18 protein-coding genes and 1 pseudogene are annotated in these 25,193 nt (G+C 53.7%); 4 read left to right on the plus strand and 15 right to left on the minus strand.

Going from position 1 to position 25,193, the window contains the following annotated elements; genetic code table 11:
- The first annotated feature begins 327 nt into the window (after positions 1 to 327).
- Positions 328 to 2,022 (plus strand): AMP-binding protein, encoded by a 1,695-nt coding sequence (locus G491_RS0121850; RefSeq protein ID WP_028316077.1) that lies wholly within the window; start codon positions 328 to 330, stop codon positions 2,020 to 2,022.
- Between the two features lie 76 nt (positions 2,023 to 2,098).
- Here the strand turns inward: G491_RS0121850 and G491_RS0121855 are convergent, their stop codons facing one another.
- The 15 genes and pseudogenes from G491_RS0121855 to G491_RS0121925 form a co-directional block, all read right to left on the minus strand.
- Entirely contained in the window at positions 2,099 to 4,432 is a 2,334-nt protein-coding gene (locus G491_RS0121855) for an Lcl C-terminal domain-containing protein (RefSeq protein WP_028316078.1), read from the minus strand.
- A gap of 83 nt (positions 4,433 to 4,515) precedes the next feature.
- Positions 4,516 to 6,177 (minus strand): Hsp70 family protein, encoded by a 1,662-nt coding sequence (locus G491_RS0121860; RefSeq protein ID WP_157468478.1) that lies wholly within the window; start codon positions 6,175 to 6,177, stop codon positions 4,516 to 4,518.
- Between the two features lie 15 nt (positions 6,178 to 6,192).
- Complete coding sequence (locus G491_RS0121865; protein WP_028316080.1) at positions 6,193 to 7,137, minus strand: nucleotide exchange factor GrpE; 945 nt, start codon at positions 7,135 to 7,137, stop codon at positions 6,193 to 6,195.
- A 187-nt stretch (positions 7,138 to 7,324) separates the two neighbouring features.
- Complete coding sequence (locus G491_RS34420) at positions 7,325 to 8,008, minus strand: cyclic nucleotide-binding domain-containing protein (protein ID WP_051327448.1); 684 nt, start codon at positions 8,006 to 8,008, stop codon at positions 7,325 to 7,327.
- 84 nt (positions 8,009 to 8,092) lie between these two features.
- On the minus strand, positions 8,093 to 9,445 hold the full coding sequence (locus G491_RS34425; RefSeq protein ID WP_136360571.1) for a DUF4388 domain-containing protein: 1,353 nt from the start codon (positions 9,443 to 9,445) through the stop codon (positions 8,093 to 8,095).
- A gap of 83 nt (positions 9,446 to 9,528) precedes the next feature.
- Entirely contained in the window at positions 9,529 to 10,989 is a 1,461-nt protein-coding gene (locus G491_RS0121880) for a CoA-binding protein (RefSeq protein WP_028316081.1), read from the minus strand.
- 353 nt (positions 10,990 to 11,342) lie between these two features.
- Positions 11,343 to 12,839, minus strand: a complete 1,497-nt coding sequence (locus G491_RS31960; protein ID WP_035219801.1) for a DUF6794 domain-containing protein — start codon at positions 12,837 to 12,839, stop codon at positions 11,343 to 11,345.
- Between the two features lie 114 nt (positions 12,840 to 12,953).
- Positions 12,954 to 13,571 carry an adenylate/guanylate cyclase domain-containing protein gene (locus G491_RS0121890; RefSeq protein WP_028316082.1) on the minus strand — a complete coding sequence of 206 codons (618 nt, stop codon included), beginning with the start codon at positions 13,569 to 13,571 and terminating at the stop codon, positions 12,954 to 12,956.
- A 316-nt stretch (positions 13,572 to 13,887) separates the two neighbouring features.
- A complete protein-coding gene (locus G491_RS0121895; RefSeq protein ID WP_028316083.1) occupies positions 13,888 to 14,364 on the minus strand; it encodes a cache domain-containing protein in 477 nt (158 codons plus the stop codon).
- Positions 14,365 to 14,797: 433 nt separating this feature from the next.
- Positions 14,798 to 15,751, minus strand: a pseudogene (locus G491_RS36410) (nucleotidyl transferase AbiEii/AbiGii toxin family protein).
- Positions 15,717 to 16,130: a DUF6088 family protein gene (locus G491_RS0121905; protein ID WP_012610290.1), complete on the minus strand. Its 414-nt coding sequence runs from the start codon at positions 16,128 to 16,130 to the stop codon at positions 15,717 to 15,719. The pseudogene G491_RS36410 and the gene G491_RS0121905 overlap by 35 nt, the downstream one beginning before the upstream one ends.
- Positions 16,131 to 16,466: 336 nt before the next feature.
- The gene (locus tag G491_RS0121910) at positions 16,467 to 17,678 is read right to left on the minus strand and encodes a 4Fe-4S binding protein (RefSeq protein WP_028316084.1); all 1,212 of its coding nucleotides are present in this window, start codon (positions 17,676 to 17,678) and stop codon (positions 16,467 to 16,469) included.
- Between the two features lie 9 nt (positions 17,679 to 17,687).
- Positions 17,688 to 18,845, minus strand: a complete 1,158-nt coding sequence (locus G491_RS0121915; RefSeq protein ID WP_012610292.1) for a DUF362 domain-containing protein — start codon at positions 18,843 to 18,845, stop codon at positions 17,688 to 17,690.
- 14 nt (positions 18,846 to 18,859) lie between these two features.
- A complete protein-coding gene (locus G491_RS0121920) occupies positions 18,860 to 19,498 on the minus strand; it encodes a TetR/AcrR family transcriptional regulator (RefSeq protein WP_012610293.1) in 639 nt (212 codons plus the stop codon).
- A gap of 28 nt (positions 19,499 to 19,526) precedes the next feature.
- Positions 19,527 to 20,615: a 4Fe-4S dicluster-binding protein gene (locus tag G491_RS0121925; protein WP_028316086.1), complete on the minus strand. Its 1,089-nt coding sequence runs from the start codon at positions 20,613 to 20,615 to the stop codon at positions 19,527 to 19,529.
- Between the two features lie 158 nt (positions 20,616 to 20,773).
- On the opposite strand from G491_RS0121925, the gene G491_RS0121930 reads away from it, so the two are divergent.
- The 3 genes from G491_RS0121930 to G491_RS0121940 are packed head-to-tail and all read left to right on the plus strand — an operon-like array spanning position 20,774 to position 25,163.
- Entirely contained in the window at positions 20,774 to 22,201 is a 1,428-nt protein-coding gene (locus tag G491_RS0121930) for a LuxE/PaaK family acyltransferase (RefSeq protein WP_028316087.1), read from the plus strand.
- 21 nt (positions 22,202 to 22,222) lie between these two features.
- A complete protein-coding gene (locus G491_RS0121935; protein WP_028316088.1) occupies positions 22,223 to 23,893 on the plus strand; it encodes an acyl-CoA reductase in 1,671 nt (556 codons plus the stop codon).
- Positions 23,894 to 23,915: 22 nt separating this feature from the next.
- Positions 23,916 to 25,163: an oxidoreductase gene (locus tag G491_RS0121940; protein WP_028316089.1), complete on the plus strand. Its 1,248-nt coding sequence runs from the start codon at positions 23,916 to 23,918 to the stop codon at positions 25,161 to 25,163.
- Positions 25,164 to 25,193: the final 30 nt, after the last annotated feature.

Consider the following 25,193-nt stretch of genomic DNA (forward strand, 5'->3'; position numbering starts at 1 on the left):
TCACCCCTAAATTATGCAAAAATTACGCCTAAAAAAGCCCTAAAATTCATTTTATTTGCATAAAAAATTCCGAATTATTTTAGCGACATTCAGATTAAAGCGCACGAGGTAAAATCGCCGACGGCTGCAAAATGGCGGGAATCCCTTGACCGAAGGGCCAAAGCGAAGATATAATGAAGGCAACTAATCCACCTTTAATGCTGTAAAATCTATTCCCCCTTTTTACAATTCAGGTTTTTTTCTTGGGAAATAGCCCTGGAAGAAAAAAAGCTCAGGGCCTGTTGTCGCTTTTCATGTCGTATTTCACGTTTATGGAGGGAAAAACAGATGGGCGAGCAATTTTGGAGAAAGTCGTACGACCCGGGCATGGAAGATTTGGATCCATCGGTTTGGGAAACCAATTACGTCGATGCGGTCAAACCTGTTTTTGAAAGATTTCCAAATAAGACCGCCTTTGCATTCATGGGCGTGGAAATCACCTTCGCCGAGTTGGACCTGTACTCCAACCGGTTTGCCAACATGCTGCTTGACAGCGGGCTGAAAAAAGGGGACGTGGTGGGCATTAATCTGCCCAACATTCCTGAATACGCCATCGCCTGGCTGGGAACCCTGAAGGCCGGCTGCGTGGTTTCCGGCGTCTCCCCGCTGATGGCTTCGGACGGCATGAAATATCAGTTGGAGAATTCCAATGCAAAAGGATTGGTCACCCTGGACGCCATTTTCGCCGCCAGGGTCACGGAAATCGCTCCCTACCTGCCGGACCTGAAACTGGTGGTGGCTGGGTCGGTGGGCGGGTTTTTGCCGCCGCTAAAGAGGACCTTGGGAAAGCTGCTGAAAAAAATTCCCTCCGGCAAGGTGACCCAGCTTCCTGGCAAAAAGGTGCTTAAGTTCTCCCAGGTAATTCAAGGGGAACAGTTCGACTCAAAGCAGCCGTCTGTGGCCCTTTCTCCGGACGACATCGCCTACATCCAATACACGGGCGGCACCACCGGACCTCCCAAAGGCGCCATGCTGAGCCATCGCAACGCCGTCTCCGACTTGCTGATCACCCAAAAATGGCTCAGTTGGGAGCATGGCAAGGGCCTGGCCTTATCCGGCTTCCCCTTTTTTCACATCGCCGGGCTTTTCTTTTGCGAAAACTGCGTGTATCTGGGCTGGACGCAAATCCTGATTCCCAACCCCAGGGACACCAAGCATATTTGCAAGGAAATCGAAAAATACAAACCCACCGCGCTGGTTAATGTACCCTCCCTGTTTCAAATGCTGTTGGCCGAGCCCGCCTTCAAGGCCTTGGATTTTTCCAACCTGGAGGTGTGCATATCGGCCGCGGCGCCTTTTCCCGAGGAGTCCCAAAAGGAGTTGGAAGCCGTTGTGGGCCGGGGGAAGCTCCTGGAGGTCTACGGCATGACCGAAACCTCCCCCCTGTCGGCCATGAATCCGGCCAAGGGCAGAAAAAAGCTCGGGTCCGTGGGTCTCCCCCTCCTCAATACGGAGGTCCGCCTGGTGGACACCTCAACCGGCGAGGAGGTGGAGCAGGGCCAGCCCGGAGAAATCTGCGTCAAAGGCCCCCAGGTCATGGTGGGGTATTACAACAAGCCCGAGGAAACCGCCAAGGCCATTGACTCGGAAGGCTTCATGCACACAGGAGACGTGGGAATAATGGACGAACACGGCTACGTCTCCATTGTGGATCGCACCAAAGACATGCTCATCGTGGGCGGCTACAAAGTCTTTTCCGTGAAGGTGGAGGAGGTGCTCGCCACACACCCCGGCGTGGACATGATCGCCATCACCGGCAAACCCAATCCGGAAAGGCCGGGCTCGGAATTGGTCCGGGCCTATGTGACCTTGAATCCGGATTACGCCAAGACCAAAAACAAGGAGGCCATCAAAAAGGGAATCATGGACCTGGCCAAAGACAAGCTGGCCCCTTATGAAGCGCCCAAGGAAATTATCATCATGGATGAAATCCCCCTGACCACGGTGGGTAAGATTGACAAGAAGGAGTTGCGAAAACTGTAAAGCTCCTACTCAATAAAAAAGCCCGGGGCCGCTTCAGGCGCCTCCGGGCTTTTATTTTAACTGTAAAAGCAGCTTGTTATTTGACTGCGTGCACCGCTGCGCATTTCCTGGAATCCAACCGGAAGTTTTCCACTCCGTCATCAACGGAAACCACGATCACCTGCTCGGCCATGTAGCCGTCCGCCCATCTGGGATTGCTGGAGCTCGACCAAAAGACCAGGCCCGGTGCGGCGGGATAGCCATTATCCATTTTGTAAAAGGCCTCCAACTCCGCTTCGGTGGGCAAGCGCCATCCCCTGACTCCTCCTACACTCATGTTTTGTACGTAGGCCTTGGCATAGTCATAGCTCACGCACTCTTGCAGGTCGTCCTGGGATGACAAAAGGGTCCAGGTCAGGCCTGTTTTTCTATCCAGAACAGTCCCCGGCTTTTGTTCGGTAAAGCGTTTATTGCCGCTCAGCTTCAGGCGCATGGCCGCCTGAGCGTTGTCAATGCGGGACTTGTACTTTAAGGCCTGCAGCATTCTGATCTGCTCCAGGACCTTGTCTTTGGCCGTGGTCCGGGGATGGAGCGTCAAAAATTCGTTGTAGTCCGCCAGGGCTGCATCATAATCGGTTCCGCGGCGCGAAGCCTTAGCCTGGACAGCTTCGAAAGCCTTTTGGTCAGCCAGCCTCTTTTGGAAGCCTTCCTTTTCCCGGCTTAACCGTTTGGCGTTATTGTTATCGAAGATCCGAATGTAGGAGTCGCAATATTCTATCGCCTGAGCCCAGTTTTCCTGGCGGGAGGCCAGCTCGATTCTCCGGTTCAGGAACAGGTAATACTCGTCGCCCATCTCCCAAATGAGTTTGGAGACTTCGTCCTTATGCTGACCGTGGGGATGATTGGCCAGATATTCCACGTAAGCGGCGATGCGTTGGTCGGTGTCTGCGGCGTCCAGGGCTTTCAGCCCTTCGAACTGGAAGGTTTCAAAGGCGTTTTCAATTTCCTTGACTTTGGCGTTTGCAGCGCCTGTTTGAGAGCCGCCCGGGAAATCCGCAAGGTACTCCTTATACGAGTCAAGGGCTTTTCCAAACTCCTCGGCGGCGAGGAATTCCTTGGCCTGTTTGTCCACCGACGCAAAGGCGGCCTTTTCCTTGTCAGCTTTCATCTGCTGCATGGTTTCGCGTATGAGCGCGTTCACCTGCTCGGTGTATTTACTGGGATCATTGACTGCAACGTAGTTGCGATAGATGACGATCCGTTTTTCCGGATCTTGCTGCTGGAGAGCTCTTTCGGTCGTGTCTTCAAACTCGGCTTTGGCCTGCATGGCCATTAATAGGTAGAGTCCGCCCATTGCGGCCACGCATAGAACGACCAGGGCGGCCCCAATGATAATGAACTGCTTTGGGGAGATCTTCCTTTTTTCCTGGCCTTCGATAACGTAATTTTTTTTTTTGCAGTAATTCTTGATAAAGGACTTGGCCTCGGCCTCATCCATGCCCAGATCCTGGCCTGTTTTGACCAGGATGTCGAAATACTGGGAGCGGATTTTGCCGTCAATGCCGGCCACGTCGATATCGGCTTCCAGATCCTTTAAACGGGAGCGTCCCCGGCTGATGTCGTAGGATGCGCGCGATTCCTGATCCCGAAAAATGGCCGAGCATTGCCCCGCCAAAATGCCGGAAGCCGTCACCAGGGCGTCCTTTTTGGCGATTTTAAGGATTTCCGCTTCCTTTTTACGGGCGGTTTTCCTTAGAAGCTCGACGCTGGCGGTTTCAGGCAGGCCCAAAAATTCATACAAAGAAGCGTGGCCGACGATCTTCAGGTTGTCATTGATCACCTTCTCAATGGATTTATCCAGGGATTTGCCTTTGATCTTTTCCGTGGATCCGGCTTTGCGGATGGGAACGTTCACCCGCTTTTTAATATCCTTTTCGGTCATGCCATGGGCTTTGGCCAACTTGGAGATTTCCTCCTGGGTGATATACCCCTTGGCCATGCGCAAGCCGAGCTGGCTGTCCAGCTCCACCAGCCTCCCTTCTTCCATGAGCTTGATCCGGGCGCGGATGTCGTCTTCTTCAATATGATGCAGTTCGGCGAGCTTGGTGATTTCCTGGTTGGAAATGTACCCCTTGCTTAAATGAAGGGCCAGATGCCTGTCGATTTCGGCAAAGGCTTCGCCTTCTTTCTCCCGGCTGACTTTCAGGGCGTCCCTGGCCTCCGCCTCCCGCAATTCGGGATCGCTCATGACTTTGCGGATTTCAGGAATGAGCCCTATATAGTTTTTCGCCTGAATCCCCTTGGTGGGATGGTTGCGCAAACGGCTCCAGTTGGCCTGCATGCGCTTGATAGCGGCGTCTATCTTAGCAGGGTCCTGTTCAGGAGGGTCAATGTTCAGTTCCAACAGAATGTAATAGTTTTCCCTATCCATGAAGCGCTTATCATCCTAAGTCTCTGCGTGATGGCAGCTTGGGCTGCCGATACAATACCCTGAGGCCGTCTCGCACATTTCTATTATTGCACAACGGCCCCCTGGCTGCGGGCTTTGGCTTCATCCAGGTCCTTGCCGCGGATGACCGACGTGGTTTCGATAACCACATTCACTTCCTTGGATTCCGTGGTTTCCCGGGCCGTAATCTGCAGGCGCCCTTCCCTGTTCAGGGAAAAGGAAATTTCCACGGGAGTTTCCGTTGGCAGGCCGGTCGGCAGGTTAAGGACCGCTGTTCCAATTTCCACGGCCGTCTCCACAGGCACCCATTCCTCGCTGGTTTCACACTCCATAATGCGAATGAGGACTTTTTGCTGATTGGCGACGGCGGTGAAAAAGGTGTCTTTGGCATTGACGGGAACCGCCGTGTTCCTCAGCACCACATTGAACACGGCTTCTTCATTCTCAGCGTTGTTGACCACAACGCCGAAGCTCTTGCTGGTGACGTCCCTGATTTTTATGAGGGAGCTTTCCACCGCGGCCTGGGTCACGCCGGTATCGTCGGCCATTTCCCTTGCAGCGTCTTTGAACTGCTGGGAGCTGGTGTCCATGGTCTTGGTGATTTCTTCCACGGTTTTCTGGGTCTTTTGCGCCACCCTCTTGATCAGGTCGTCGTTGATGGACAGCTTCCAACCAAAAATGGCGGCGCCCTTGGCTACGGCTTCATCCGGATCGAAAACCTTGGGATCCATGCCGAATTCTTCCTTGATGCGTTTTTCCACCTGCGGCATGCGGGTGGAGCCGCCCACCAGGATGATTTCGTCAAACCGGTTGTAGCCCTTTTTCCGGGCTTCCTCCAAAATGCCGTGGGTCAGGGAAATGGTGCGTTCCAACAGGTCCCGCGTGATTTCGTAAAACTTGTCCCTTTGCAGCTCCACCTTGACGCGCTCTCCGCCGTGGGTGACGGCGATGGGCGTTTTTTCCCTTTGGGAGAGGATCTTCTTGGATTTTTCAGCGGAGAGCTGCAGGTCCTGCCAGGTGTCGGGGTCTTCCAGAATGTCTTCCTGGGAGCCGGTCTGGGTCTGGAACTCCTGGACCAGGTTGTTGACGATGCGGTCGTCCCAGTCCTTGCCGCCCAGGTTGTGATCGCCGCCGGTGCAGATGACCTGGATGGCGTCCGGCCGAATGTCGATCATGGTGATGTCGAAGGTGCCGCCCCCGAGGTCGTATACCAGGACGACCCGGTTGTCGGTTTGTTCAATGGACCCGTAGGCGATGGCCGCGGCGGTGGGCTCGTTGATGATCTGGCGCACGTTGAACCCGGCGATCTCGCCGGCGATCTTGGTGGCCTCCCGCTCGTTGATGCCGAAATAAGCCGGGCAGGTGATGACCACGTCCGTAATGGCCTCGCCGATTTTCTCCTCTGCGTCCTTGGCCACCTTTTTCAAAACATAGGCGGAGATTTCTTCGGGGCGGTAGCTCTTCCCGTTGTATTCGAACAAAAAGTTGGGCTCGCCCATGGAACGCTTGATAAAACTGACCACTTCGTTGGGATACAGCCTGGCGCTTTCCTTTGCCACGCCGCCCACCACCACAGCGTCCCCGTCGAAAAACACAACCGAGGGCGTTACGCGTTCATTTTCAGAATTTGGAATGACAACCGCTTTTCCGAACTCGTCAACATAAGCGATGGAAGAATAAGTGGTGCCCAGGTCAATTCCGTAAATCCGTTTCATTTGCGTGCCCATATTGACTCCTAATCCCTAGTCCTCTGAGACGGGCTTGTAAGTGTAAACCCCAACCATCTCAAGTCTTATTGTTGTATCATCCCATTCGTACCCAGGCAGCAGCCGCTTGGCCACCTTTTTGTCCAGCGACTCATCCTGCGTTGCAATTTTTTGCAGCACCCTTTGCCTGGACGGGTTGAAAGCGTCTCCCTCGCATGTGTACGGCCTGATCCCCTGGAAGGAAAAGGCGTCCTCCAAATCCGAAGGCAAATCCTCTAATATGTCCAATAATTTAGGAAGATCGCTTTCACTCAGTTCCTTTTCCCGGTAATAGCGGACGATCTTTCGCACGTCGTCGATGATCTTCAAAATATCCATTACCATGGACTGCATATGTTTTTTCAGGAGCCCGTCTTTATACTCCTGCAACTCCCCGTGCAAAGAATCAATGATTTTCTCCTTGTGGGAGTCGTATTTCAACTTGCTTTCAAAATCCCGGGACAACTGCTCCATCTGCTGGGACAGCCCGGAAATCTGCTCGGAGACGAATCCCAGGTCCTGGGAAGGATCGCTCTGATCGGGCGCGCACTCCGTCGTTTCCGGGTTATCGGGGTCCGGCGGCGCCCCCTCCTCGTCTTCCGGCGGATCAATTACGATGAAACCGATCTCAGAGTCGTCTCCGTAATCCGCGCCGTCTGAGCCGGACGCCTCAGACATGGAGGCCTCCAAGGGGAAATCATCCTGAAACGCTTCCTCACCGGAATCCGGGTCCATGGGGGCGTCTTCCCGGAACTCCGATTCCTCCCCGGACAAGGCGCCCGAATCCTCGGTTAGACTTTCCATCTGGGACGAAGAGGAACGGCCCGGCCCCATAAGCCCGGTTTCCGAACCGCCCCCTGGCGCCGAGTCCTGATCTCGAGGCGTTCGATCCTCGGGATCGTCAAGAAAAACATCCAGCTCTTCATTGTCAATATTGCTCAAAACACACCCCCTGTATTGCGCAATGTTTTACACCATACAAAATGCAAGGCTGCGGCATTAGAGAAAATATCATTAAAAACTGTGCAATAAAGGCATATTATCATTCCAGCTTTGCATATAAAATGTCAAGCATTTTCTATACTTTACCTTAAACAATAAGGGCTTGCCGGCATACCCGGGACTTTTATCAGCATTCCGGTAAGGCTACCTGCAACTTTTCGTAATCATCCCGACTGATACTAGTGAATTGCACCCCCATGCCTACAGGCATCTCAATGGGATCGTCCGTCTTGGGCCGGTTCCACATGACTTTGCTTTTGATTTTCAGCGGCTTGGGGTGATTAGGCAGCCACAGGCTCAATTCAAACTCCCGGCCTATGTCCAGGGGCCGGTCGGTCTTTATAAACAAGCCTCCGCAACTGGCGTCGTGGGAATAGCTTTCCCTTATGGCGTCGCCGGCCAGAAAGGACAGCGAAAACATTTTTTTCATACGGGGCTCTTTACGGAGAAAATGAACTCCCGAGGAAGTGTCCGTAGCCTTTTTAAGGCGCATAACCAGGCTCCGGAAGATCTGCCTCATCCCCTGGCTCAGGCCGGAAAACTCGTCGCGGATTGCTCCCGGGTCCAGGACGTTGACCACCGTGGCGCCCAAAGCCCTGGCTGTGGCGGTCCTGGGTATTTTTGCGATATAGGACATTTCTCCGAAAATCTCCCCCTTTCGGATGACCTCAACCACGATGTCCTCTCCGTACACTTTTTTGGTGACGGTTACGGCGCCGGTTTCCACCTGGTAGATTTTATCACCGGCGGCGTCTTCCTCGAATATAAGATCTCCGTCATTGAATTCTTCCCTGGCAACGACTTCAAACATAACGATTCCCCAATCCCCGGAAAGCCGCCCTGCGGGTCACCCCCTGCCGCGGCTCGCATAAATCAATAGGCTGACGTGTTGGTCTTAAGAGAGATACTTCCTGTTTTTCAGAGCAAAAAGTCCGAATATCTTTTCTTCTTCATCATTGAGCTTTTCTGCAACGAACTGACTTGCCATCGCAAAAACGGACTGGATGCCGTTTGACTGATCCGGTGAGAGCATGAGCCTCTTATCGCGGGTTTTGCTTAGGGTTTCGGTCAAGGCGGCGATAACGTCCAGGGTCCTGAATCCCCCAATGATATCAGGCAAGTCTTTTAACAGGTTCGTTAAATACAACTTGTACCCTTCCTCCAATATTCGTGCGCCTTTTTCCGGAGCCTCCTCCTTAAAGCATTCAAAAACCCAATCTTTGGTTTCGGTGGGCGTGTTATCCGGATGGATCCCCTTGAAAACGCCTCGAAACGCTTCGTCTTTCGGCCGCGCCTTGAGTAAAATATTGGAAATCCATTTCCACAATTCAGTTTCGTGCAAATTCTTTATAAAATCCCTGCGCTTGGAAGGAGAGGCGGGGGGAGGAGTCCCGACGATGATAAAAGGCCGTGAACCCAGGTCCTTTTCCAGTTCCTTGCGAACCACCACCCAAAACTGCCTGTAAAGATCCAAAATCGGGCCGTAGGCTTCGACTTTGGAGGCCAGCACTTCGTCCTTTTCCGCCAATCCCATGGAAAGCAGGGAATTTAAAACCTGATAAACCGTAAACTTATCGTATCCGCTTTCCCGCGTGATGTCCTTGATCTTGCGCTTGCCGTCCACAAGAGAAAGAAAGCGCCATTCAATGGGGCTCAGCTTGACCTGGTCCGCGGAGGCGGCTCCCACGGCCTTCAATACCACATCGTCGCCGGGAAGGTGCTTTTTCAGCACATCCAATTCGTCAATGCGCCGTGTGGCTTCCAGCAGGATGTTCATGATGTCCAGGTGAGTGACCAGAACCCCCGGAGGAACCAGGTCGGAGTCCGAATAATCGAAACGGCCGCCGTCCCAGAAAAAAACGCTGTAAATCACCTGCTCGGCCTGATCCGCGATATGCTTCTTAAGCCTTTTTAGGCTTACATGCCCTTTTTTGACCAGAATGTTGCCCAAGGCCTGCCGGGTCCGGGAGGATTCCTCCAGGCATTCGTCCAGCTGATCGCTTGTAATGACGCCTTTGGACATCAGCACCTGGCCCAGAGCGTGCTCCTGGGCTGTTCCTCTTGCATAGATCACCACGCCTTCCTTGAAGAAAATGCGCACGTCATTCTCTTCATTGGTCAGGCGCAGAAGCCCGGTTTTCATATCGTTGGACAACATCTGAAGGATGGTGGTCAACGACGCAGTCTCAAAATTGCCTTTTAAATGCATGTACGCCAGGCCTTCATAAATAACTACAAGAGGTAACAAGCAAACCGCTTTGGGACGCACTTAAGCGAATTCGAGCTATAATATCAAAATCAACGGTAACCATCAAGAATAAACCTGGAAACTTATGCTATATTAAGGGCCGCGTTCCTGACTGCGCGCAACGCCCTTTCCGCACTGGCGAACACAGGAATCCCCGCAGCCTGATATTTGACGCGCAATTGCCGCCACGCGGCATCGGCTTCCATGTCTTCCAGGCGATAGGCCCGGTTTTCAAAAACCAGGGCCAAATCCTTTCCGGTCTGCCCCCTGAGTCCCGTGAGGGTCTCAAACAGGCTGTCCACATACTGCCCTGGAGGGGGCGGCTCCAAACCGTACATTTTGCAGAATGTGGAGGAAACCGTTTCCAGGGGATGGGTCAATAAAATGAGGATCATGACGTCCACGGGCTCGGCGGTCAGGATTTCGGTCACACAGCCTTTCAACACGTCCAGGGGAAGCGCGGGCGTGCCCGTGTCCAGGGGATTTTTCATGCTGTTGCCCGGCGTGGGGAAATAGGTCCTGAGCTTCTTTTGGGTCTCATTGCTGAAAACCGGAATCTCCAGGCCCCAGCGATAGGCCAGATCCGAGGTGAAAACGCCGATGGCGCCCCCGCCTCCCACCAGGGCGATCTTTTTGCCCCGGCTTTTGGTGTACACCAGGCCCATCAACGTGTCCATCATCTCATCCAGGCCCTGCACCGCATAAGCGCCGGCCTGGGCCAGGGCGCCTTCCCAGATTTTCGACTCCCCGCCCATGGATCCGGTGTGGGACAGCGTGGCCCGGCCGCCCAAAGGCGTGAGGCCGCCCTTCCAGATGATCACGGGTTTTTTCGCCGCGGTCTTCCGAACCACGTCCAAAAAGGCGACGGCGTCGGCCACGCCTTCGATGTACGCGGCGATGTACTCGGTCTGGGGATCATCGGCCAGATACTCCATAAGCGATATGGCGTCCAGGTCGCACCCGTTGCCGAACGAGACCACCTTGGAAATCCCCAGGCCGGCCAGGGCCGCTTCATGCCCGAAATCGTTGGCAAGGCCGCCGCTCTGGGAAATCATGGAACAGGGTCCGGGCTGCTTGTTGAAGTCGAATCCCGGCAAAACCGTCAGTCCGCCTTTGGGGCAGTGGATGCCAAAGCAATTGGGGCCTACAATCCGCAAGCCCTTGGCCGCGTATTCCTCCAATTGTTTCTGCAGGGCGATTCCTTCCTCGTCCCCCATTTCAGCAAAACCGGAAGTATGCACCTGCACCCCGGCCACGCCGTTTTGCAGGCATTGCTCCAATACTTCGGGAACCGCCTTGGCAGGCACCGAGATGGAGGCCAGATCCACGGGGCCGTCCGCCTGGTCCAGGCTGGGAATGGCCGGAACGCCCAGCACGTCCCCGCCTTTTTCGGATATGGGATAGATCTTCCCCTCATAACCGTATTTCATGATGGAAAGCATGACGAAATTGGCAAAGGAGCCGAACTTGGTTACGCCTCCGTAAAAGGCGATTCCCCGGGGATGGAACATTCGGTCGATTTGTTCGCGCATTTGTTCTTGCATAAGACAGGCCTCCAAAAACATTTAAGTGCAATATGAAGCTATCTTGTCGGACAGGAATCAAAAAAAGGGCTGAATCCGTCGGGCGGCGGCTTAAAATCTGAAAAGCCTATTAGTCATACATCAAATAGGCCATAAGGCCAAGCGCGAGCTTGGCTTGGCGGAAATTAACCATGCGAGGAAAAAGTCGGTCGAATAGATTTCCGTTTAGGTTCCAGGCCGTTAGTCCGTGAATAATATTTGTTCGCGATAAAAGATTATTACCCCTATTTTTATGCAAGCAGGCTGGTTCGACGTTCTCTGGCACACGCCGCAGCAATGAAGACCGGGAAAAGCATAAAGCAACGCTTCCTGTTTCACCAAAAAAGAGGTTCGCCAAATTCTTCGTCCAAAGCCTGAAGGCGCCATCCCTCTTCGTCCTTTTTGGCGAGCAGATAGATTCCGCCAAACGCCCCGCTTATTAAATAGGAGCCGTCTTCCAGGCGCATCAGCTTGCTTGGTTCCCAGTTCCAATGGTACACGGTGTCCTTGTTTTTCAACGGAATCTTCTGCCTTGTGTTCGTAAAGGAAAAATCCTGTATGACCCGGTCTCCAACGAGGCGAAACAGTCCACACGCCCCGGCCAGAACCATTTCTCCATTGGGAAGTATTTTTACGGCAGTAACTGTAAGGCCCTGGTCGGATTCCTCCGATCCAAACAAATTGTTGTCAAACACGGTAGAGTTATTAATGATCGCAATGGAATAGCGCCCGTTTTCAGACCTGCGAAGTAGAGAACATCTGGTTATGCATCCCCCCACGCAAGCCCAAAGATCGCCGTCTTCCGCAACCGCATAGGAGTACGAGTTCTCACAACGCGGCCCGTGCCACCCCACCAATCCCACATCTTTATCAAGGCTGACCAATTTGGGCTTTGGTCCGATTTCCAGGAGCCATAGCCGTTTATTGTTTTCGTGCTTTCCTTCATCCCTGATGTATAGCACGTTCCCATGCAATTCGGGTGGAGGGCCGGGCTTGGGCAGAAGGATGTCTCCTGAATACAGAAGCTCCCATCTTGATTCTTCGAGTTGGTACACTGCCTTGGGATAGACCGCCAGGAGTTTGTCGCCGTGGAAGCCGAGAGAGGGCGGCGGGCCGGCTTGCGGCAGCGGGATGTGGAAACGCGTATTGTCCCTGAGGCCTATAAGAATGGTGCGCCCCTCCGTCACCCCGGTGAACCAGGCTGTCCGGCCAATGGCGACAACCGAGTGCGTTTCAGCAATTTCAGGCGTCAAAACCTTATGAATTTTCCCGGTTGCCGGAGTGAAAAAGTAACCTTCGGTAACAAAATCGTCTTCCGTTCTCCACGCCGAATTTCTAACCGAAATAAAAACGCCGCCTGCATAAGGCGCCAATTGCCGGGCTCGTTCTGAATTGTATACTCTATCCGGCATGCGAATTTTCGTCGCGTCCCGGCTCTCGAGTTGAAGGCCCATCATCATGGAGCGGATCCTTTGTTTAACCGCCTCAACCCGGACTTTTTCCTCTTCCTCCGCCTTTTCCGCCTCCTTCCAGTATGCGGCGTAATGAGCGACATAGTCTTGAATGTCGAAAGTCTTGCCATGGCGCTTGCGCCAGAATGTGTCCAGAATCGTCCCGGACATATCGTCAGGATGCCGAAAACCAAGCTCCACCAAATATTTTTGGAATTCGGAACCGCTCCATAATCCCCAACAATTTCTGATGCCAGTCCCCAAGCCAAAATGAAACTTAATCATGTCGTCTTCCGATTCCATGGCGTCGATCATGGCAAGGGTTTCGGGGGCAAGGCCTTGCTCCAGGATTACATGAGCATCGTCAATGTCTGCCGGCATGCGAGAACAGACCCCGGCCAAGGCCGGCGAAACGCACATAAGTAAAATAATATGAGCGATTAGGAGAAGATAATACCGCGGGCTGCAACTTTTCATAATAGCTCCATAAACGTTTTAATGAATGGATTTGGTACAGACGGGATAGGCAACCAGACTCTCCTGGGCGAAATCAACCGAAACGGGTTCGCCGAAAGGGACGCCCTGGGCGTTCCCGGCCGTACTTTCTGAGACGAGAATTTCAAACCCATGCTTCTTGGCCGCTTCCTCCACGGCATGGGCGATGCTCACCTCCTTGCCCATGACCGAGTAGCCCATGCGCTGGTCGGATCCCATATTCCCCACGACCATTTGGCCGGTGTTAATCCCGATTCTTATCCCGGGGCATGGATATCCGCGCTCCGCCGCCCAGACATGAAACCGCTTCATGGCCTGGATTTGGGCCATGGCCGCTTCGCAGGCCAATTGGGCGCTATGCTTCTCCGTCTCAAAAAGCCCCCAGAAGGCGAAAATTTTGTCCCCTTCAAACCGGTCCACGCATCCTTCCCGGGAATGAATCTCCTCGACGTTCAGCTCACAATACCGGTTCATGAACTCGGACAGGGCATCCAGCGGCAAGATTTCCGCAACCCGGACGTAATCCGCCATATTGGTCACGGATACGGTCAATTCCCGTTCCTGAGCGTCGTATTTGGGCGCTTTCGGCCGTTGGATTTTCTTGATAAAGGGCCACATGGGGTTTTGCCTCTCGGCTTGCGCAACATAATTTCACATCTTTTATTCTGTCACAGGGTTTTATATCATCACTTCAACCTCATAGCAAATGCCAATATTAGGTTGGGAATAGCTTGCAAAATCCAACATCAGTGTGAATAGCCGCGCCTACCTAAAAAACCGCCGCGAAGCGGCATCCATTTTTGTTTGGCAAAAGCTGACTCCCGAAGCCCAAAAACAGCAATGGGGCCGCGGGAATGGTCTCCCATGCAGCCCCATTGATATTGTTCGGGCTAAACAGGCCGGGCGGCCTTTCGTCCGCCTATCTTACTCAGGCTTATTCGTAAATGCCGGCGCACATGGCGTAGGGCTGGTTGGGAACTTTCTTGACGTAGGTGATTTTGGGGGAAGGCCCCTGGTCGCCGGGCTTGGGCCACATGTAGCTGACCCACCCTTCTCCCTGATTGACGGCCACGCTGATGAACTCTGCGAAGAACATCTTGCCGTTCACGTCCTTGGCCATCATGAGATTGCGCCCGATAAGCGCCGGGCTGATGGGATGCGCTGCGTTGCACTGTTTTTCCAGGTCCAGGCAAAAAACATAAGAATCCTTCCAGACAAACTCCCCCCCTTTGTCGTTGATCGCCTTGAAGGCCTCCGCCGCGCCTTTAGTCTCCATCAATTGCGCCGCCGCCTCACACTTACCGATGCATTCCTCCTTGGTAGCCTTATCGGCTGCAAAAGCCGGAAATACCAAAGAAAACAGGGCCGCAACCACGGCTGCTTTGGGCAGCCATCCAAACATTTTTTTCATACTCCCTCCACTCTCAATGCTGCAGTAGCAAAAAAAGGCCGGCGCATTCATCGTCTGGCGCTATGGCCGGAACAAGCGTAGAAATAATACAATGGGGGGGCGCATCCGTAAAGGGAAAATTTATATTAACAAGAATTTCAGCATATAAGCGTAATCCGCGCCTCATATAAGATGGACTGCGAGGAGTTGGACAGTGTCTCTTTTTTGATTGTAAGATGGTTACTATCCAATCAAAAAGGTTTTGATTGATATTTATCTTTGATGAGCGGGACTATCAAACGGTCTTCACCGATAATCCGCGCTAAAAACGCCCGTAATCACGACTTGGGCGGTTTGTATCTTGGGCCGGATATCTGTTTTGAAATCATTGGGGACATCTCCAAAAGAGTTCCTTAAACTCAAAATCTGCGCAATTCATGAAACAAAATCCGCTTTACTCGGATAATGCATTATAATGATAAATTATTCTTTCAAGCGCATGAACCGCTCCCTCAAATCCTGTCAGTTCATCCTCGGGCGCATAGGACATGCTTGTTACAAACATCGTATACTCTTTTTTGTACAAATCATCCTCTTTCAGAATTTTTAATGTGTTCGCCAGTCTGTCAATAACAGACATATTCGCAATAATATCGCCGCCCCTTTGATTTTTATCTTGTTCCAAAGATTTTTTAGCTGAGGATACAAAATCATCTGATGCGTCTAAAATCATATTCTCCAGCGCAGCAAGGTCATGAAGATGTCGTATGATTGTGGGGTCATCTTTCTCATCCGCCCTGTCACGAACGAGGATACGCCACGTTAATGCACTTAATTTGTCGCCTGCCGTCTCTATAGCCGAGACGCAGTCAATTTCAAGCTCCGGGTCTGATTTTGCCATTTCAGACGCCATTGAACGTATACTCCGGCGTTCAAAAGGCCGATTAAGTTCCTTAAAAGACATCTCTAACTGAAGATGCGGTCTTAGGGATGCGGCATCCTAAAACCTGTCGTATTGAATAGGTATTTTGAAGAAACGATGGCTGTCGCCGCGCTGGATTTTATCTTCGTCAATATTGAAGCGCTCATCCCTTTGTATTGCAGAGACCAACTCCCTGCGAAAGGCTCTTCTTTGTCCAGCGGACAGCGAGACGCCCTCAGGAATAGTCAGTATAAAATCCAAATCCTCGGAAAATCGTTTTATCAGACCATAGCCTTTGGAGAGGCTGGTTCCGCCTGAAAATACAATTTTCACCTCTTTATCGCTTTTGAAATCAGATAGAAGGACAAGGAGTTGCACCGCGTACCAATCCTTCTCGATAAACGACGGATCAAGACCTAACTCTAAGGAAATATCCTGAATAACAGTTTTATCAACTGACTTTTTCAAAAGAGATATACCTTCCATTATAGCCAATACGCCGCACAATCCTGCCTTTGACGCCAATCACACGCCCGGTTGGAACTTGGGTTGTTTTCCCTGAATTATAAGCCCTCTCGGCGGATGATGGGACCACCTTAACGCCGAGTTTTTTCAGAAGCTCTTTTGCAAGTTCCGGCAGGGGCTTCTCCGGAACAACAGCGCCGCTAACGCTTGATCTTTTAGAGCGGGCGTAGGCCCCGTAACCCAGACTAACCAGGACCCCCTTTTTCACAAGCCCCCTCAAAATGCGTCCGACCTGATCGTAGCCGCCAATATCCTTGAAATCATCACGCACAAAAACAGGCGTCTTACTACGCTTCACGCGGTAGGTTATCTTGCTCTCTAAGGTGTTTTTTACCGGCACGGCCGCCTCCTTCCAAAAATACGACATCTACACTTTCAAATATACGACAGTACTAAATTGATTTCAAGCTAAAAATATATTGTATATCAATATATTATATTAAACTTGTAAACTCGTCGAAATATATTATTTCAAAAAATAAGTATGTGCTTTCTGACAGGAAATTCCATAATTTTTGGGACATCCCAGAATAATCCACTAACCATGAACTTCGAGCAGGGAGGTCTGACTCAACAATCCAGATGGACGCCCCAAAAAAACCCATAGAAAATTTTTCATAAATGGCAGGATTATCAAACAATCTTCACCGATAATCTGCGCGAAAAACGCCCTGATTCACGACTTGGGCGGTTTGTACCGGGGGCCGGTCAATTGCTTGGGGGAAAGCTGATACAGCAGGCTTCCCGCCCCCAGGGTGAGCCTGGGCAGCAGGGATTTCTGGATGCCTTTCAGCTCCTCGATCCGCTCGGCCGCGTAGGCCAGGACGTCCTTGGAAGGCGGTTTATGACCGTAGCGCTCCTTGAGGCTGATGGCTTTGGTCTTGCCGCATTTGGGGACGCACAGGCCGCAGCCGATGCATCGGGTGTGGTCGATGACCGCCTTGTCGTCCACCAGGGAGAGGGCCTCCATGGGGCAGATTTCCACGCACTGGTTGCAGCCGATGCATTTATCCGCGTCCACGCTGGCCTCAAAATGGCTTTTGGCGATGATGGTGGGGATGTTGTATTCCTTGAGGATGCGCATGACGCCGCAGCAGCAGGTGCAGCACGAGCACACCTGCATGGGGTCTTCCAGGTTGTCCACCATGTTCACCAGGCCCGCTTCCACGGCGGCGGCTTTGGCGTCCAGGAATTCCTCCCGGGAAACCCTTCGGGCGATATTTTTGTCTATAGCCATGTCCGCCAGCCAGCCCATGGCCGAACACGCGTGCATGGCCCGTCCGCACCCCTGCCCCAGGTATTCCTGATGCGTCCGGCAGGCGCACACGTCCACCAGGGAGAAGCTCCGGTTCCGTTCCACGATTTCAGAATACCTGTCCGTGGCCAGGGGCATGACGCCCGTGGTGGACTCCAGGGATTTTTCAATGGGCACGATTCGGCCGAAGCGCAGGTCTTTTCCCTTGGCCTTGTCCTTAAAATAGAGCATGTATTCGTGGTACACGTCTTCAAACAATCTGGCGAATTCCCTGTAAAAAGGAGCATTTTCGGCATCGCTTTTGCTCCGGATCATCTGGGATTCAAATATGCCGGGCGCCAAAGGAAGGAGATTGTAAACGGGAACCCCGGCCATGGTCAGGCGCAAGATCATAAACCGGTCTCCCAGGTCCTCCAAAATGGGCCGCACCGTCTCCAAAGGCAGGTTGGCATACCGGGCCACGGTCTTGGCCGGCTTGGGCGCAAAGGACAGGGCGTTCAACACCTTCGCCTCCTGTTCGTCGAATAAAAACTTGACCAAAGCCAGCAGGGAATCGGTTACAAGCACGTTAGGAAACATGCTTTTAAAAACGAATTTCTCGGCCAGGGACCGGTATATTTTCAAGCTGCTCATCGCAATCTCCTATTTAAACGAAAACAACCATTGCAGCGTCCCTTTTTTCAAGCCGATGGCGGCTTCCGGGCAAATTTCCATGCAGCAGAAGCAACGGATGCATTTTCGATAGTCAAAAACCGGCGTTTTTTTGCCCTCCCGGGGCTTGGAGATGGCTTCCGCCGGACAGGTTTTCATGCATTGATAGCATAAAACGCATTTTTCCGGGTTTGGGGCCGGTTTTTCCACCAGCCAGTTTTTTACCGTTTTGGACGTCAGGGGCCACACCACTCCGCCGTAAACGGTGTTTTTCGGCGGCGTAAACCGGCATGCCAAATCCTGAATGCTTTCCCCCAGCACCTGGATGTCATCCGGCGAGTTGGGGCCGAAATCCCTCTTAAAGCCCTGCACCAGGGTATACGCCTTATCGGCATCCAGGCCCGCGGTCTTTACCGCAACCCAGTCCACGGCGATGGCGTCCTCTCCGGCGATGACCACGCCCCAATCCCTGGGCGAGCCCGTAGGCCCCGGCCCCTCCCCTTCCATGGAGCGCACGCCGTCTACAATATGAAAGATTCTCCTGCCGTCCCCCAATCCGTACTTCAGGCCGCCGTAAAGGTCCAGCAAATAATCGGCGAAATCCATCTGGTCGGGCACGCGCATGTGCATCCGGGATTTTTTCAAACCGGGAATCGTCCCGAACCAATGCTTTACCGCGCCGGTTACGTAGGAATAGGAATGGGTCTTGAATTTCACCAGATTCAGGATGACGTCCGCCTCAAAATAGGCGGCGGAAATATCAATGGTCCGGTACAGCTTGGCGTGCTCCCAGTGCAAGGGCCGGGTGGGGACCGGATCGGCGACTTCAATGCCCAGTTCCTCCACAATGGGGCCGTAGCCAGCCTTTTTAAGCGTATTTTCCAGGGAGAAAAAATTGGGGTTTTCAATCAAAACCGGATGGCCGCCGTAATCTTTGACGATGGACGCAACCGCCCGAAAAAACACGGGATGAGTGACCACGCATTTATCCGGATGGCTGGGCATCAACAGATTGGGCTTCAGGGCGACCCTCAAACCGCCCAATGAAGAAAGATCGAATCCGGCCGCCGTCACTCCCCTTGCGACGACATCCTTCAAGGTTTCGAAATCATACTCCTTACACCGCATCAAGGCCACTATAGTCTTCAAGCTGTTCTCCTTTGTCAGGAGGCGTCTCCCCTCCCCGTCAAAACATGGATGGAATCATTCAACACCTGCTCAAAATCAAAACCGGACTGGACGCTTCGGGCCGAGGCCAGGGTCAGTTCCGCCACGCCGGTGATCATGCTCCAAATAATAGGTATGGCGCGGGCGGGGTCCAGGCCGTTCAGCATGGGCGCCATTGCCGGGCGCGCCAGGATAAAATGTATCTTCTCCAGGATTCGGCCCAGCAGGGTATTCAACTCTTCCATAAGATCGGGATTGACGTCCTTCGTCTTGTCGCCCTGCTCGTAAAAATACCCCATTGCGCTGATGTATCTTCCGCATTGCAGGTAATAGTCCTTGTAATCATGCGCCATGGCTTTAAAAGCCTTTACCGGGTCAGGCTCCTGGATTCTTTCCTCAAAAACCGCGTCCAAGGCCGCAAGATGCCTAAGAAGAATGCTTAAAAGCAGTTCCTCCTTGTTCTTGAAATACACATAGATGGAGCCCACGGAAAGCCCTGCGGCCTTGGCCACGCTGCGAATGGCCACCCCGTCGATCCCCTTGGCCGTAAGGATTTCCTCCGCCGTGTCCGTAATGGCCTGCCTGCGATCTTCCTTTTGCGATTTGCGTAATTCCCTGAATCGTTTGACGGTCACAAAAAATCTCCAAAAATTGAAATATCCCCTACACCCCAAGCCCTACGATGAAATCCGGCCGGGGCGGAGGCGCTTTTTCCGCACACCGAACCATGCTAATGGCTTCCTGGGGACACACCGTAGCGCAGTTGCCGCACCCAATGCAATATTCCCCGGCGATTACGGCGGCGTCCCCGTCCAGGGAGATGGCCGCCACCTGGCACCTGTCCAGGCACTCGCCGCATCCTATGCAAAGATCGCCGTCTATTCTGGCGGCGAAATTGGAAGGATACACCATGCGCACGCCCCGGTATTTTTTCATCTTGATCATAAAGTCGCAGCAGCATCCGCAGCAATTGCAAAGCACAATGTTGTCGCCGTCGAAATTGCTCACATTGTGCACCAGCCCGGCTTTTTCGCTGGCTTCCAAAATTTCCATGCACTCCTCCCGGGTGGCCCTGGAGGCGAAGCCGCGATCCACCACATAATCCGCCGCGCTTCCGAAATACAAACAGGTGTGGGAAGGCGCGTCCTTCACCTTGCAGGGATCTCCCGTCAACTTGGCCTGCTGCCTGCAATGACAGACTGCGGCGGCGAACGAGCTTTCGGCCTTGATAACCTCGGCCACCCTTTCGTAAGGCTGAACCCCGGACTCCAACGGCAACTCCTGCTCAACCGTCAGGGTGCGCAGGGCCGGCTTGATCACACGGCGAGCCTTTTCCGGCATCATGAAAAGCCCTTTGACCGCTTCCTCCACCCCGTCCAGCATTTTCTTGATCAATTTTGCCTGGCGAACCTCGACTGCATCCTCCCTGCCGCGCATGAGTTGCAGCTCAATCAAGCCGGGCATGAACGGAGGCAAAGAATACTCCCGCACGCCCGAATCCTTGTCCTTGGAAAAAACCAGACCCTTATCCGCCATGGATTCCAGCATAGCCCGCAATTCCTCCGGTTCCCTCTCCATAGCTTCCGCCAAAGCCTCCACCGGATGGGAGCCCAAGGGAAAATCGGCGCCTACTTGCGCCTCCTCCTCATTGAATATGGATTGCAGAAACCCCAGAACCTCCGGCACCAGCGGCATTCTTGTAGGATTTTTGTTCAGCCTTTCTCCCAGCCTGGTGTATACGTCCTCTTTCATACTCCCCCTTGGCGCCTGTAATGGGCTGTTGGATGATTGAAAAAAACAGCGCAACATTGGAAATCACGCAAATTTTCGTTGACGACATGAACTATGTTCATTATCATGGACTATGTTCAAAAAAATATCAACCCTTTTCCCGCCCCAGGAGAACGCCTATGACTGCATACCCGGATCAAGCTCTTAAGCAAGCCCAGGACGGCCTGAAAAAAATCATGGTCCAGTGGGCTGCAACCAAAACCTGCGACCAGGATAAAGCCCGCACACTCAGGGAGCAGGCGGCGGCGGCCAATTATCTCAGGTATCGGCGCAGCATCCCCTGTTTCGCCAAGGTCTGCAGCATGGCCGGCATGAATGGCGACAGCCCCGGCCTGGACCAAATCATCGAACATTGCATGATACCCGACGACATCTTCAAATCCTATCCCCAGGGCCTCTTGGACGACAGGGATTTCCAGGGCATGAACCGCTGGCTGGCCAAGGTGGGCGACATAGGCCCCTCCCAGGCTGCGGGCAAAGCCCGGAACATGGACCAGTGGCTGGATCTTCTGAAAAAAGAAGGAATCCACCTGGTTTTTTCCTCGGGCACGTCCGGGAATATGTCTTTCGTTCCCAGGGACGAAAACACCTGGCGGCATTTTTTAAAAAATTCGCTGCTATATACGCCCATGACGGCCGCGGACCAGGGGGTGATCCCCTCCTGGAAAAAGCTGGCTTTGAAACTGCTCTGCCAAAATATGGAGCCTGACGCCCTGCTGAGCCTGACCGATCGCTACGGCCGTCTGATTTTTAGGGATTTCGACGGATACTTCTGCAATTTTTCAGGCGGCGCCCAGGGCATTCAGCTTGTGGGCCAGGAACTGGCCAAGTATTGCCGCAACGCTTTTTTTCTATATGACGCGCCTTTATCGCCCATGGCTGTGCGAGGCATCATCCGGGGGGCGACGGCTCCGGAGGAGCAGGCGGTCATCGACGCCTTTTTAAAAACCACGGTTCACGACAAAAAAGCCAATTATCATCGCATGCTAAGCGCCTTGGAAAAATCCTCCAAACGGGGGCGGAAGGCCATTATTTTTGGAACTCCATATTTATTGCTGGAAATTTGCCAGGAGGTCAAGGCCCGTAAGCTGAATTTGCGCTTAAAAAAGGGCAGCGCCGTGTTTTTCGGGGGAGGCTGGAAATCCTTTGACGGCAACCGCATTCCCGAAGAGGAGCTTCTGGAACTCATCGGCGAAAGCCTGGGCATAGAGCGCAATTTCATCGCGGAAGGCTACTCCATGACGGAAATCCAGGGGCTTATGCTGCGCTGCCCGGAGGGGCGCTATCACATCCCGCCTCATTTTGAAACCGTCATCCTGGATCCTGGGCTTAGGCCTTTGGGCGGAGACGACGTGACAGGGACTTTGGGAATTATCGATCCCTTCGCCGAAAGCTATCCCGGTTTTCTGATTACCGGGGACCATGTACGGCGCGTAAATGAGCCGTGCCCCTGCGGCCGGGGCGGGCCAGCCATCATTTCCATTGCAAGAAGTCCGGGAAGGGAGGTCAAAGGATGCGGGGGCATTATGGCCAAAATCAACGCCTGATGAACGACCATGGAGGGGATCATGAAAGACGACTTAAAGGAAGAAGGCTGGCGCCTTGTCGATTCGAATATGCAAGATCTTTGCGCCAAATTTGACCTGTTGCACTCCGGCGAAAACAACGTCATGCGGCTCCCATTCTTAATCAAGGGGAGCCTTCGCACGCCCGCCCGGGTAGATTTTGACGACATACTCCGGGCCTTTGATGCGGCGGAAAAAGTTGCGCCGGCAGGGGCTTTCATCAGCCATGCGCAATTGGAAAAGGCTCAGGTATTGCGGGAGCCCGTCATCAACCGCAAAACCATGCGCCCGACCGGCGCCTATCAATATTCGGTCATGCCAATTTTCTCGCCCCGGGAGGTTTTGGAAAACGACTTTTCCGCCCTGTGCGCGTTGTACAACACGCCCTTTCAGGAGATCCTGGAGCTTTTAAAAAGCCTTGGGGCCTTGTTCGCGCAGGAAAAAACCTTTCTGGACTCCCTCCGGGACCTCACGATCCAAACGGCCCAGTTGCCGAACCAATGGCATAACCTGGGATTCGACGCCCTAAACATACTGATCGATCCTCATTCCGCGAAAGCCACGGTGGATAAGGACCTTGGCGTATGGGGACTGGCGGGTTCACGCTTTTTGGACGGCTGGGTGGAATTGCCCGGCGCCGCGGTCCTGCCTGCTCCCGTGCATTTGATTGCAGCCCAGGCCCTGGGGGCAAAGGCCCCTGCCTGGGAAAGCCGCAAGCCGTCCATGCGGGCCATGCCCACCCGGCAACTGCACATCACGGCAGGCAACGCGCCCCAGATTCCTTTTATATCGGCTTTGCGGGCCATCCTCACCAAATCGGCGGCGGTGATCAAATCCCCATACGGGGCCACCCTGCCCGGCGCATTGTTGTCTCTGGGGCTTCCGGCGGCAGCCCCGGACCATCCCATAACAAGGCATTTGTCCATCGTATACTGGCCGGGAGGAGAGACCGCCGTGGAAGACGCCTTTTTCGCGCCCAACTCATTTGACAGGATTGTGGTGTGGGGAGCGCCTGACGCCGTGGAATCGGTCAAAAAGCGGGCCTTATTCACCAAGGTGCTCACCTTCAATCCGCGCTACGGGGTTTCCATGATCGGCCGGGAAGCCTTTGCTGAAAGCCTGGAAGACCTGGCGGCCGCGGCCGTCGCGGACTCTCTGGTCGCCAATCAAAAAGCCTGCATCGCCTCCCAGATCCACTACATAGAAGCAGACGAGGACCAAGCCAGATTATACGCCCAAGCCCTGCAAAGGACGCTGGCCGCCTTTGACCGGGCGTCCCCCAACTATGTGGACCCGTTTTTCGTCGGAGAGATCAAACGGGTCATGCGCGGCGTGCTCATTGACGGAGATTGGTTCGTGAACAGCGAGGAGGGCCGTTTTTGTTCCGGGGTCGTCCTGGTGGACAGGGAAATTCCACTCTCCGCCGTCACCATGCAACGCATGATCATTGTCCGAAGGCTGGATAGGCTGGAAAGCGCCCTGCCCTATTTGCATCCCGGCGTTTCCACGGTCAGCATGGCGCCCCTTTCCGTAAAGGAGCGGCTGCAGGATGAAATCGCCGCCCGGGGAGTCAGCAACATTGTGGATCTGGGCCATAGCGGGACCATGTTTCCGGGTATGAGCCATGACGGTATGATGGCCTTAAGCGAACTTGTGGACTGGAAAAACGGCTGAACCGCCGGAAAGGGCTCCGACCATGCAATCATCCTCCATCCTGGCTCAACCTTTAAAAATTGGAGAACTGACCGCCGACGGCCGGGTGTTCAAGACGGCCACATCCGAAACCCGCGCGACCGAGGACGGATTCGTCTCCGACGAACTGTTGGATTTTTACCGGCCCATAGCCCAGGCCGGCACGCCCCTCATCATCACCGGCAATCTTTACGTGACCGAGGAAGGCAAGTCCACCTACCGCATGTGCGGCGCCGACCATGTGGACAAGATCAAAGGCCTGAGCCAATGGGCGGACCTTGTCCACTGCCAGGGCGGCCTGCTGTTCGGGCAAATCAACCATTGCGGCAGGCAGGTTATGGCCAGGGCCATGGGCCTGGACTCCGCCGTTTCCGCCTCCGACGTGAAGGAAAAGGTCATGGGCGTCAAGCCCAGGCCTCTTACGCAGCGGGAAATCAAACAGGCGGCGGAAGATTACGTGCGCTCCGCCGAAATCTGCGAACAAGCCGGGTTTGACGGCGTGCAAATCCATGCCGGCCACGGATACCTTATCAACCAGTTTCTCACGCCCTACACCAATCGCCGGGACGACCAATACGGCGGGAGTTTTGTCAAACGCCTACGCCTGCTTTTGGAAATTTATTGGGGAATCCGGGAGCGCACCAACCTGACCGTCATCATGAAAATCAACGGCGCCGACTATTTGCCGGGCAGGCAGGGCCTGTCTACCGCTCAACTGGTGGAAGTCGCCCGCATTCTGCAAGAGGAAGGGTTGGACGCCTTAGAGGTCACGGTGGGGCATTATGAGTCGGGATTCCCCATGATCCGGGGGAATTTCGGACCGTTCTTCAAAGGATTGATGGAAGAAGGCATAGGGCCGCAACTGCCCTGGTTCCGGCGTTTTGGAATAACCTGCTTTCGTCACCCTTTGGCTTATATATTCGACCATATCTGGCCCGCCCAGGAAGGATTCAACCTGCATTACGCCCGGGAGTTCAAAAAAAAGCTGAGCATTCCGGTCATCTGCGTGGGAGGCTTTTTAACCCGGGAGCATATGGAAGAGGCCATTGACGGCGGCGCCTGCGACGCCGTGTCCGTGGGGCGCGCCATGATTGCGGATCCGTGTTTGTTTAGGAATATCCTGAACGGCGAAAACGGCCCCAAATGCTCTTTCTGCAACGCCTGCATCGCCCGCGCCGGCCGCCTGCCCGTGGACTGCTACGATCCGGAGGTGAATCCGGTGCAGCAGCAGTCCTGCCGAAAAATCCCTTAAGGAGACTCATTTAAAGGGCTGCGGCGCCTT

It is taken from the genome of Desulfatibacillum aliphaticivorans DSM 15576, from assembly GCF_000429905.1.
Taxonomy (GTDB): Bacteria; Desulfobacterota; Desulfobacteria; order Desulfobacterales; family Desulfatibacillaceae; genus Desulfatibacillum; species Desulfatibacillum aliphaticivorans.

Excerpts from the sequence above, each read along its gene's own strand:
- G491_RS0121940 (WP_028316089.1), top strand. The coding sequence starts at position 23,916 with ATGCAATCATCCTCCATCCTGGCTCAACCTTTAAAAATTGGAGAACTG.
- G491_RS0121930 (WP_028316087.1), top strand. The coding sequence starts at position 20,774 with ATGACTGCATACCCGGATCAAGCTCTTAAGCAAGCCCAGGACGGCCTG.
- G491_RS34420 (WP_051327448.1), bottom strand. The coding sequence starts at position 8,008 with ATGTTTGAAGTCGTTGCCAGGGAAGAATTCAATGACGGAGATCTTATA.
- G491_RS0121880 (WP_028316081.1), bottom strand. The coding sequence starts at position 10,989 with ATGCAAGAACAAATGCGCGAACAAATCGACCGAATGTTCCATCCCCGG.
- G491_RS0121890 (WP_028316082.1), bottom strand. The coding sequence starts at position 13,571 with ATGTGGCCCTTTATCAAGAAAATCCAACGGCCGAAAGCGCCCAAATAC.
- G491_RS0121935 (WP_028316088.1), top strand. The coding sequence starts at position 22,223 with ATGAAAGACGACTTAAAGGAAGAAGGCTGGCGCCTTGTCGATTCGAAT.
- G491_RS31960 (WP_035219801.1), bottom strand. The coding sequence starts at position 12,839 with ATGCCGGCAGACATTGACGATGCTCATGTAATCCTGGAGCAAGGCCTT.
- G491_RS0121895 (WP_028316083.1), bottom strand. The coding sequence starts at position 14,364 with ATGAAAAAAATGTTTGGATGGCTGCCCAAAGCAGCCGTGGTTGCGGCC.
- G491_RS0121855 (WP_028316078.1), bottom strand. The coding sequence starts at position 4,432 with ATGGATAGGGAAAACTATTACATTCTGTTGGAACTGAACATTGACCCT.
- G491_RS0121850 (WP_028316077.1), top strand. The coding sequence starts at position 328 with ATGGGCGAGCAATTTTGGAGAAAGTCGTACGACCCGGGCATGGAAGAT.
- G491_RS0121860 (WP_157468478.1), bottom strand. The coding sequence starts at position 6,177 with ATGGGCACGCAAATGAAACGGATTTACGGAATTGACCTGGGCACCACT.
- G491_RS0121910 (WP_028316084.1), bottom strand. The coding sequence starts at position 17,678 with ATGAGCAGCTTGAAAATATACCGGTCCCTGGCCGAGAAATTCGTTTTT.
- G491_RS0121925 (WP_028316086.1), bottom strand. The coding sequence starts at position 20,615 with ATGAAAGAGGACGTATACACCAGGCTGGGAGAAAGGCTGAACAAAAAT.